We start from the raw sequence: 8455 nt of genomic DNA, 5'->3' as shown, positions 1-8455 counted from the left end.
GTCTAGCAGGACTGGCCCATTTTTAATCCGGTGCTACCGGCCGATCCGTGGCCCCTTTTATTCCCGGTGTTCTCAGAACGGCATCGATCGGCAGCTTCATCAGCTCCGACAAGCCGTAGGCGGAAATGATCAGCGTCAGGATGACCACGCCCCAGCGGAAGCGGATCGACGCATCAAGAAGTTTCTCGATCATCTCAGTGCTCCGCCTCGCCCTTGCCGAGTTCGGCTTTGAGCAGGAACGCGCCCTTGGTCGCGATGGTGACGCCCGGTTTCAGCCCATCGACGATCTCGATCCGTCCACCTCCGCGCTTGCCGGTGACGACAGTGGTCGCAAGAAACCCCTTGGCGGTCCTGACGAATACGACCTCGCGCCCTTCGACGGTCTGCACGGCTTCCTCCGGCAGCGCGATAAGGCCGTTATCGCCACCTCCACGCGGCTTGATCCGGGCGCGCAGGCCCTGACCGGGTGTCAGCCCACCAATGCCTTGCGGTGTCAGGATGATCGTCGCGGTCTTGCTATCGGGATCGAGGGTGGGAGTTGCTGAGCGCACCACTGCATTCAAGGTCTCCCCGCCCAGCAGTTCGATCACAGCGCTATCGCCTGGCTGAATGCGCCGTGCATCGGCGGCCAGCACCGATGCGTTGATCTGGATGCGGGTGGGATCGGAAACGCGAAACAATTCGGTGCCGGCGAGGACATAAGCCCCAAGCCTCGCGTCGGCCTTGGTCACCCGCCCGGAAATGAGGCTGATGACAGAGAGGCTTCGGCCATCGCCAGACACCCTGGCGGCAGATGCAGCTGACTGCGACCGCCGTGCCTCAGCGTCGGCCTCTGCCAACACTGCGGCTGCACCCTCAAGGTCTTGGCGCGCCGTCACGCGCGCATCGAACAGGCGCTTTTCGCGCGCATATGTCGAGCGCGCCAGCGCCAGCTTTGCCGACGCCGAGCTTCGTTCAGCGGCGATGGAGGCTGCGTCACGGCTCTCCATGGTTGCCACTGGCTCTCCGGCTCGGACATAGTCGCCCAGTTGCCGGTTGATCCGGACAATCGCACCGTCAGCGCGTGCCGTCAGTACCGCTTCGCCTTGCGGAGTTGCGGCAACCACGCCCTGTGCCAGAATTTCAGCACCCAGTCCGCCAGACTGTATGGTTTCGGTGACGATACCGGCAGCCTGGGCACGTGCCGCGTCAATCTCGACCTGACCCTCGACATGCCCTTCTTCTTTCTCTTCGGCATGTTCGCCTTCCGTCGAGGCGGCTGTTGTAGGCTCTGGCGCGAATACCGAGCGGCCAAGCATTATGCCGCCCCCGCCAAGCAGGAGTGCTGCAATGGCGACCCCAGCAATGAGTTTCGTCTTGTCGTTAGCTTCGGTCATCGATCAATCCCCTGCGCGCGCATTGGCGCGGATCAGTGCGGCCAGCGCTCGAGCGCGGTCGAGGCGGGCCTCGATCAGCGCGGTCTTGGTGGTAGTGAGCGCGGCTTGCGCATCGAGCAGTTCCAGCAGGCTGAATTTGCCTGCGCCGTAGCCGATGCGCGCGAGCCGCACGGCCTCTGCTGCCTGCGCCAGCGATGGCCCGGACAGCGCCTCGACCCGTGCATCGGCAGCCCCGAGCAGCATGCGCGCATCATGCTGCGCGCGGCGCGCGGTGAGTCGCGCCTGAGCAAGTGCGGCTTCGCCGGCGAGTGCATCCGCCTGCGCCGCTTCAATCCCGCCACGGTTGCGGTCTCTGAAAGGGAGAGGAATGGAAAAGCCGGCAACGAAGGCCGTCTCACGCCCGTCATTGATACGCCGCACACCGCCGCTTGCTGTCACATCAGGGACCGCATCGGCACGTGCCACCCGGATGCGTGCCTGAGCAGCATCGCGCTCGGCAGCGGCAAGCTGCTCGTCGAGGGAAGGTGTCTCGGGCGGGAATGCCCCTGGCACCGCCTCATCGACCCACGCTGGCACTGACAGTTCGGGATCGCTGCTCCCGATCAGATCGGCAAGCATGCGGCGAGCGGCAAGCAACTCGCCAAAGGCCCGCGCTTCCTCGGCCTGCGCTTCGGCGAGCAGCGCTTCCGCACGGAGCTGGCGCAACGGGGGATCGCGTCCAACGTCCACCAGCAACCGAGCGGTTCGAGCCAATTCGCGCGCCTGCCCGACATTATCCCGCGCCAGCACTGCACGGTCCTCGGCGGCGCGCAATTCGGCATGGCCGACGCGAATATCGCGCGCAAGATCGGCTTCGGCGCGGCGTAGCGACAGCAAGGCAAAATCGCGTTCGGACGACGCCACTGCCACCCGCGCGCTACGCTTGCCGCCCAGTTCGATACGCTGGCTGAGTGCCAGAGTCGTCTCGGCGCTCCGAGTGTCACGATAAGGGCCAGTCCCGGCGAAGTTCTCGACCTCGAGCGAAATCTCGGGATTAGGCGAGACGCCGGCCTGCCGTGCCCGTGCCTCCGCAGCCTGAGCCTGGGCGCGTGCTTGGGAGATGCGCGGCGAATTCTGCGCACCTTGCGCCAGTGCATCAGGCAGTGAAACTTCGGCCGCCCAGGCGTGGGAGCAGGATGCCAGAATGGCTGATGCAATCAACAATCGGAACTTCATGTCACGCACCGCCGGAATTCAGTGCGGAGGGCACGGTCAATCCCGAACAAGCATTCACAGGATCGGGCGTGCGGTCCTGCTCACGGTCGTGGATCACGTGCGAAATGCGGACGGTGTCGACCGTTGTGGGGGATAAGTCCGCCGAAGTTGCAAAGCGCCACTGCCCCCGCGAACGATACCGGTATTTCTTCCAGTCTGTTTCCTGACAGGCGACTCGCTGGCCTTGTCTGAGAAATTCTATGTGAAGGTCGCCCCTGTGGCGGGCGAACCAGCGCTTCTGACGGACATAGCCGCTGACGAGCGTATGGCTGCCGTCAGTCTGAACCTTAACCCATAGAATATAGACCGACGCTTTCGGGTCAATTTGGACCGGGATATCGACGCGGGTCGAACGCGCGTCAGCAGGGGCTGCGGCGACGAGCACCGCAGGCGCAATTGCGCCAAGAAGGAGGTTTCGCATGGTTTGAGAATCCTGAAATTGCCAGTATCGGCGTCGGAATAACCGGCGCGCTTAAAGCTGGGATTTCAGGCTGCGGGCGGCTCCGTCGGCGGAGCGAGAGCAAGCGAACGCATCGGCTGAACGATAAGTGGCGTGATCGCCGCCTTGCCGTCCCAGATCGTTAGTGAGGCGGATTCACAGTCTGTAGCCAGCGCCACGCCGCAATGATGATGGACCAGGGCATGACATGGCGATCCGCCTTTCTGCCCAGGGTCCTCTTGGTTGCCGTCATCAGCATGATCATGCTTGTCGAGAACTTCGACGCTATGTCCAGCCAGCAGATTGTCGGCATGCGCAGTTTCGGGCGCGACAAGGCCGCCAAACAAAATGGCAAACATAAGGAGCATCGAGAAGAGGCGGACCCGCATATTAGCGCGCCTACCAGCCACTCTCGAATCCAGCAAGAAAATGCTCACGATTGATCGTCCATTCGAGCCAGAAGATCCTGCGGAATTGGCATCGGCCGAAAGGCGCTAACATTCGACCGGCCAGTATTACCGGTCGGCAATCGACCAGTAATGGCACCCAGCGGTACGAGTGCGAGCCGTAAGCATTGCCCCCCGGCTTCTTTGAAGTCCCTTTCACGAAGCGCGTAACTGAGCATTGTCCAATGACTGGCCAGATGCAGTCCAAAATATGGCTGCGCCACGATATGAGCGCGTTCTAGCGCACGCCAAGCTGCCAGCCTGTCACTGGCACGTCTGGCAGCGCCAAAGCTGGCCATTTCTTCCGCGATGAGGTCTCGGGCCAGATCGAGCATCATACCGTTACCTCGCTGCCACCGGCTTTCATGCTTGTTCTACCGCGGCGGGAGCAGCTTTCAGCTCAGCCATCGCGTGTCGGAACACCTGCAGGCCGCCCGTCAAGGCCAACGCAGCCATAATAGTCGCAACAATCAGGTCGGGCCAGGCGCTACCTGTGCCAAACACGCCTAGCGCGGCCAGCATCACGGCGACATTGCCAATGGCGTCGTTGCGTGAGCATATCCAGACCGAACGCATATTAGCGTCGCCCGTACGGTAGCGATAAAGCAACAGGGCAACGCCAACATTCGCGGCCAGCGCCAGTGCGCCGACCGCGCCCATCATCGCAGGGTCCGGCGACGTACCGTTCATAAATGCAAAGACCGCGCTGCCGAAGACCCAGCCGGCAAAGCCCAGCATGAAAAGTGATTTCAGCAACGCCGCCCGCGCCCGCCATGAAAGCGCCGCGCCAACGACCGCAAGGCTCACCGCATAGTTGCCGGCGTCACCCAGAAAGTCGAGCGCGTCGGCCTGAAGCGCGCGGCTGTCTGCGGCCGCGCCTGCCACCATTTCGACAAGGAACATTGCCGCATTGACGATCAGCGCCACCCACAGAACGCGCCGCCAGCGCGGGTCGGCCTTGGCCATCTCGCTACCGCAGGCGCTGGCGCAGCAACTGTCTGCCATCGAATTATCCTCCTCGACAAATCCCAAGTCGGACATCTATCTACACCCTGTAGCAACTACAGGGTCAAGCGATGAAGATCGGCGAGCTGGCGAGCGCAACCGCGACCAAAGTTGAGACGGTGCGCTACTATGAGAAAATCGGGCTGCTAGCGCCGCCCGCGCGCACCTCGGCTAACTATCGAGCCTATGGCAAGGAGCATCTCGCCCGCCTTTCATTCATTCGCCGTGCCCGAGACCTAGGTTTCACGCTCGAAGCGGTCCGAGAATTGCTCACGCTGTCCGACGATAAGGCGCGGTCCTGCGAGGCAGTCGACAGTATCGCACGGGTTCATCTCGCAGATATTGAACGCAAGATCAGCGATCTGGCTGCTCTGCGTACCGAACTCGACCGCGTGATCGGCAGTTGCCGCAGGGGAACAGTGGGGGATTGCAAGATCATTGAAACGCTGGGGCCGAAGGACGCCCGGGCATCAGTTATCTGATCCTGAAAGCGATCCTTTCTGCGATCATCATCGTAGCAGTCTCGGAAGTTGCACGGCGAAGTCCCGGTATCGGCGCGCTGATCTCAGCGCTCCCTCTCATTACGGTGCTCAGCATGATCTGGTTGTGGCGCGATACAGGCGATGCCGATCGCATGGCGCAATATGCCCAAGGGACCTTCTGGTATGGACTGCCCTCGCAGCCGATGTTCCTGCTAATCCCGGCACTTCTCAAGCGCGGCTTCGCGTTCTGGACTGCACTCGCAGCAGGCTGGGTTCTCACCATTGTACTGTACATGGGCATGGCGGCGCTACTCGCCCGCGGGGATATCCGGCCGTGACCGTCCGGCAGACGACCATCGGGTGGTACGTGCTCGCGGCCATCGCGGAAATCGCCGGGTGCTTTGCGTTCTGGGCAGTCCTTCGGCTCGAGCGATCGCCGTCATGGCTGGCCCCCGGAGTCCTTTCACTGATCGTCTTTGCCTATGCGTTGGAGGCGGACAAGGTTCTGGTGTTCTGACGCCGGGAGATAGCAATCCTGAGGGGCTTACTATGGCCGCAAAGGAGCACGGCAATTCCCTCGGTGACGCCTATAGGCGCTGCAGTCTCCTCGGCCAGATAACAGAACGCCGTGAAGCGGGCTGGATTGGGCGAAGGACGACTGCAGGCGCGGCCTTCATCGCGATCAAGGCGAAAAAGCCCCCACTCCAAACGTAACACAACTCGCGGAAGCATCTTGCCCCGCTCTCATTCGATTTGCCCGGATATGCCCCGGATTTCGCGGGATCAGATATGAAGACGCTCGCATCTAATGCGACGACTAATGCTGCGCGTATACGCTGGTGCGCGCGGCCCCGAAGGCAATGACGTTATACCGTTGCGCGCGAACACCCGGCACCTCCATGCCCGGCGATCCGACGGGCATTCCCGCAACTGCAAGCCCACGAACACCTTTCGGGCGGCTCGCCAGTACGCGGCGCATGTCCGCAATAGGAACGTGTCCCTCGAAGGCGATCCCGTCCACGATCGCGGTGTGGCATGACACCAGGTTTGCGGGAAGACCCACCTGCTGCTGGAACGCGGTACGGTTCGCGTCATCGACGATTCGCACATTTCTGCCGAAGGTCTGCCGAACCCGCGCAGCCCATTGTTCGCAGCACCCACACCCCGGATCGCGATGCATCAGGATGTCGCCTGCCGCTAGCGCGGGGGTCGAAAACAACGCCAGTGCCAAAACGAGCTTTCGCATGTGTGATCTCCCTATCCGCGGGTGGCCGCTGAACCGTTCCGGTGTAAACTAAGGTCCAGTCCACATTTGCCAGTAGTCACATGGCAATACGCGGAGGGTAGCGGACCACCCTCCGCGCACCTTGACTTACTTGTGGTCCATGCCGCTCATGTCGTGACCAGCATGCTCACCAGTCTGCTCGCCATGCTCCTTGCAGCAGGCCATCTGGCCGTGCTCGTCCTTCTTACAGCAACAGCACGGCTTTTCTGTCGTCGGTGCAGGCTCTGCTGCAAACGCGGCGGTAGAAAGCGAGAGCGCGAGGGCGCCCAGCAGATACTTGGATTTCATGTGTATTCTCCAGATAAGATTGAAACGGATCGAGGAACCACTTGGCGCGGGGGCGGTGTCGGCGGTTCAAGCGTCAACCCGGACAGGCTTTGCGGAGCCCGGACCTCAGGACTGATCCAATGCCATCCAGTGGCATTCAGATTGGTGCCGATGGCGGGTGCTGGAAAGATGCACGAATGGCAGGCCCGCGCTACGTCTGGTGTGTCATGACGATGTGAGCGGTCGCCACTTCCCGGCATGTCGCCGCATTCCATACTAACCGTCTGCACCCGAGCCTGTGCCGTCGCGGCGCAAAGCGGGCCTGAGCCGAACACCAATGCAAGCGCAACCATGAGAGCGACGGCCGATTTCATAGGATCAAGTCTTTCTCCGGCGCGACCTATAGGTCCAGACCAAGTCTTTGCCCATTGCCATCAGAACCAAACCCTGAGCCCGGTCACGAAACTGACTGCTTCGGGATCTTCCCCGGCAAGCCGCGCCAATCGCGCAGTGTCGCCAGTCTTTTTGCTCCATTCTACGCCAACGTAAGGCGCGAATTCCCGCCGAATCTCATAGCGCAGGCGTGCGCCCAGTTCGAAGTCGGTCAGACCCGATCCTACCCCGATCGCCGGCATGTCCTGAGCGGAAAGATTAAACTCCACCCTTGGTTGTAGGATCAGACGCTGGGTAATCCGCTCGTCGTAGCTTCCCTCGAGGCGCGCGCGCAGGTCGCCCTTGTCCGAAAGAAACATCTGTCCGGTCAGATGGAACCAGTACGGCGCGATCCCTTCGACGCCGACAACGGCATAAGTCCGCGAGGGATTGGGGACTATATCGTGCCGCACGCCGACATGGGCATTCCAGAATGGCGAGATCGCGCGCGAATAGAGCGCCTGAATCTCCAGGTCCTCGACTGGCTTGCCGAAAGTGCCCTCGCCTTCTGTCTTGATCAGGAGGCGATCGATATCGCCGCCAAACCAGGCCTCGCCCGCCCAGCGATATCCGTCCCGGCCCTCTCGGGCCTGAAATTCCGCGAGATCGAAAAGCACCATCGATCCCGAGAACGCCCCGTTTTCTCGCCGCAGCGCCTCTCTCGCCCGCGCCATTTCGGCAGGCTCGAACACAGCATCGGCGGCATGATCACTTGGCGGCGCCGGGGCGGGCGCAGTCCCGATCACCGGACCGTCCTCCGACATGCCCGTCATAGCATTCATGTCGTGGCCGGAATGATCCACGCCTTCGACCTGTGGCGCACTGGCCGCCTTCGGCTCGGCAGCGTGTCCGGCATGTGGATCGGCCGCGGCGGGCTCGGAAACTGCGGACTTCGGCTGATCATGGCCGGAATGATCTGCAGCAGGCTGCGGGGCTGCGCCTTGGGGAATTGGCGCCGGCGCATCCTTCATTGCCATATCTGACATGGAGGACTGGGCCGCTGCGATGCCAGGCGCTGCCAGCAGGACCGCAGCACTGATGAGAAGGGTCGTCTTCATGCCGCGTCCTCCTCATGGCGCACGGTCACGACCCGGAACATCCCCGACATCATATGCAGCAGCATGTGACAGTGGAATGCCCAGTCGCCGAGTTCATCGGCAGTCAGATCGAACGAGACCTTGCCGCCGGGCAGGACGTTGACCGTGTGTTTCAGCGGATGATGGCCGGGACTGCCCGTAACCAGTTCGAAGAAGTGTCCGTGCAAGTGAATCGGATGGGGCATCATGGTGTCGTTAATGAGATTGATGCGCACACGCTCCATGTGGCGGAACGGGATTGGCTCAGTATTTTCGCTGAACTTCTCGCCGTCGAAGGACCACATGTAGCGCTCCATGAGGGCATAGCGTGGATGGTACGCTAAACAACGCTAAGGGCGAACAATCAGCGAACGCTTATGCGACGCGGCTATC

13 protein-coding genes and 1 pseudogene are annotated in these 8455 nt (G+C 61.8%); 3 read left to right on the top strand and 11 right to left on the bottom strand.

The window, feature by feature from the left end:
* Positions 1–22: 22 nt before the first annotated feature.
* The 7 genes from K5Q19_RS09550 to K5Q19_RS09520 form a co-directional block, all read right to left on the bottom strand.
* Positions 23–193, bottom strand: coding sequence for a hypothetical protein (locus K5Q19_RS09550; RefSeq protein WP_292944068.1), 171 nt, complete (start codon positions 191–193; stop codon positions 23–25).
* Position 194: 1 nt separating this feature from the next.
* Positions 195–1376, bottom strand: a complete 1182-nt coding sequence (locus tag K5Q19_RS09545) for an efflux RND transporter periplasmic adaptor subunit (RefSeq protein ID WP_066213659.1) — start codon at positions 1374–1376, stop codon at positions 195–197.
* 3 nt (positions 1377–1379) lie between these two features.
* Positions 1380–2579 (bottom strand): TolC family protein, encoded by a 1200-nt coding sequence (locus K5Q19_RS09540; RefSeq protein WP_202187987.1) that lies wholly within the window; start codon positions 2577–2579, stop codon positions 1380–1382.
* A 13-nt stretch (positions 2580–2592) separates the two neighbouring features.
* Complete coding sequence (locus K5Q19_RS09535) at positions 2593–3051, bottom strand: hypothetical protein (protein WP_066213667.1); 459 nt, start codon at positions 3049–3051, stop codon at positions 2593–2595.
* Positions 3052–3116: 65 nt separating this feature from the next.
* Positions 3117–3458 carry a hypothetical protein gene (locus K5Q19_RS09530; RefSeq protein ID WP_193829106.1) on the bottom strand — a complete coding sequence of 114 codons (342 nt, stop codon included), beginning with the start codon at positions 3456–3458 and terminating at the stop codon, positions 3117–3119.
* A gap of 44 nt (positions 3459–3502) precedes the next feature.
* Positions 3503–3853, bottom strand: a complete 351-nt coding sequence (locus tag K5Q19_RS09525) for a DUF3703 domain-containing protein (protein ID WP_156445382.1) — start codon at positions 3851–3853, stop codon at positions 3503–3505.
* A 25-nt stretch (positions 3854–3878) separates the two neighbouring features.
* Positions 3879–4520 (bottom strand): cation transporter, encoded by a 642-nt coding sequence (locus K5Q19_RS09520; RefSeq protein ID WP_066213721.1) that lies wholly within the window; start codon positions 4518–4520, stop codon positions 3879–3881.
* A 71-nt stretch (positions 4521–4591) separates the two neighbouring features.
* Between K5Q19_RS09520 and K5Q19_RS09515 the strand changes: the two genes are divergently transcribed.
* From K5Q19_RS09515 to K5Q19_RS09505, 3 genes are read left to right on the top strand one after another with little or no spacing between them, the layout of a single operon-like run.
* On the top strand, positions 4592–5002 hold the full coding sequence (locus K5Q19_RS09515) for a helix-turn-helix domain-containing protein (protein WP_066213673.1): 411 nt from the start codon (positions 4592–4594) through the stop codon (positions 5000–5002).
* Positions 4990–5340: a DUF3147 family protein gene (locus K5Q19_RS09510; RefSeq protein ID WP_066213675.1), complete on the top strand. Its 351-nt coding sequence runs from the start codon at positions 4990–4992 to the stop codon at positions 5338–5340. The genes K5Q19_RS09515 and K5Q19_RS09510 overlap by 13 nt, the downstream gene beginning before the upstream one ends.
* Positions 5337–5519, top strand: a complete 183-nt coding sequence (locus K5Q19_RS09505; protein ID WP_066213678.1) for a hypothetical protein — start codon at positions 5337–5339, stop codon at positions 5517–5519. The genes K5Q19_RS09510 and K5Q19_RS09505 overlap by 4 nt, the downstream gene beginning before the upstream one ends.
* Before the next feature lie 300 nt (positions 5520–5819).
* Here the strand turns inward: K5Q19_RS09505 and K5Q19_RS09500 are convergent, their stop codons facing one another.
* The 4 genes and pseudogenes from K5Q19_RS09500 to K5Q19_RS09485 form a co-directional block, all read right to left on the bottom strand.
* Positions 5820–6248: a DUF411 domain-containing protein gene (locus K5Q19_RS09500; RefSeq protein WP_066213681.1), complete on the bottom strand. Its 429-nt coding sequence runs from the start codon at positions 6246–6248 to the stop codon at positions 5820–5822.
* Between the two features lie 126 nt (positions 6249–6374).
* Positions 6375–6575: a hypothetical protein gene (locus K5Q19_RS09495; protein ID WP_066213683.1), complete on the bottom strand. Its 201-nt coding sequence runs from the start codon at positions 6573–6575 to the stop codon at positions 6375–6377.
* Between the two features lie 413 nt (positions 6576–6988).
* A complete protein-coding gene (locus K5Q19_RS09490) occupies positions 6989–8044 on the bottom strand; it encodes a copper resistance protein B (RefSeq protein ID WP_066213685.1) in 1056 nt (351 codons plus the stop codon).
* Positions 8041–8385, bottom strand: a pseudogene (locus K5Q19_RS09485) (multicopper oxidase domain-containing protein); the annotation flags it as partial. The gene K5Q19_RS09490 and the pseudogene K5Q19_RS09485, both read right to left, overlap by 4 nt.
* Positions 8386–8455: the final 70 nt, after the last annotated feature.

This window comes from Novosphingobium sp. (assembly GCF_019748365.1).
Classification (GTDB): domain Bacteria; phylum Pseudomonadota; class Alphaproteobacteria; order Sphingomonadales; family Sphingomonadaceae; genus Novosphingobium.
Note: the sequence above shows the minus strand (reverse complement) of the source record. Positions and strands in the feature narration are given on the sequence as shown.

Excerpts from the sequence above, each read along its gene's own strand:
- K5Q19_RS09550 (WP_292944068.1), bottom strand. The coding sequence starts at position 193 with ATGATCGAGAAACTTCTTGATGCGTCGATCCGCTTCCGCTGGGGCGTG.
- K5Q19_RS09545 (WP_066213659.1), bottom strand. The coding sequence starts at position 1,376 with ATGACCGAAGCTAACGACAAGACGAAACTCATTGCTGGGGTCGCCATT.
- K5Q19_RS09535 (WP_066213667.1), bottom strand. The coding sequence starts at position 3,051 with ATGCGAAACCTCCTTCTTGGCGCAATTGCGCCTGCGGTGCTCGTCGCC.
- K5Q19_RS09530 (WP_193829106.1), bottom strand. The coding sequence starts at position 3,458 with ATGCGGGTCCGCCTCTTCTCGATGCTCCTTATGTTTGCCATTTTGTTT.
- K5Q19_RS09525 (WP_156445382.1), bottom strand. The coding sequence starts at position 3,853 with ATGATGCTCGATCTGGCCCGAGACCTCATCGCGGAAGAAATGGCCAGC.
- K5Q19_RS09520 (WP_066213721.1), bottom strand. The coding sequence starts at position 4,520 with ATGGCAGACAGTTGCTGCGCCAGCGCCTGCGGTAGCGAGATGGCCAAG.
- K5Q19_RS09515 (WP_066213673.1), top strand. The coding sequence starts at position 4,592 with ATGAAGATCGGCGAGCTGGCGAGCGCAACCGCGACCAAAGTTGAGACG.
- K5Q19_RS09500 (WP_066213681.1), bottom strand. The coding sequence starts at position 6,248 with ATGCGAAAGCTCGTTTTGGCACTGGCGTTGTTTTCGACCCCCGCGCTA.
- K5Q19_RS09495 (WP_066213683.1), bottom strand. The coding sequence starts at position 6,575 with ATGAAATCCAAGTATCTGCTGGGCGCCCTCGCGCTCTCGCTTTCTACC.
- K5Q19_RS09490 (WP_066213685.1), bottom strand. The coding sequence starts at position 8,044 with ATGAAGACGACCCTTCTCATCAGTGCTGCGGTCCTGCTGGCAGCGCCT.